The sequence below is a fragment of the Azoarcus sp. Soil_N_20 genome (genome assembly GCF_057656155.1).
This window is the reverse complement of the sequence record NZ_JBDGKX010000078.1, coordinates 1-277: the sequence shown is the minus strand read 5'-3', so window position 1 is coordinate 277 and position 277 is coordinate 1. Positions and strand designations below refer to the sequence as shown.

The window sequence follows — 277 nt, the reverse complement described above, 5'->3', positions numbered from 1 at the left end:
GTCACGTAGAACGGCGGCATCACCAGCGGGGCGATCAGCAACAGGCCGAGGAAGGCGGCGAGGACAAAGCGGGGAGAGCGCATCGCGTTACCCTTGGTCGAGGCCGGCGCAACGGGATCGATCGGCAGACGGGCGGTCATTCTTCTTCCTCCACATGGTGGCTGGTCAGCGAACGCCACAGCAGCACGGGGATGATCAGGGTGAATACGATCACTTCCTTGTAGGCACTGGCCCAGAACGAGGAGAAGGCTTCGAGCAGCCCGACCATGACCGCGCC

At 63.5% G+C, this 277-nt stretch carries 1 pseudogene; it reads right to left on the bottom strand.

The features are described 5' to 3' along the window. Window positions 1–136 precede the first annotated feature (136 nt). A pseudogene (locus tag AC3A35_RS27975) lies at window positions 137–277 on the bottom strand (branched-chain amino acid ABC transporter permease); the annotation flags it as partial.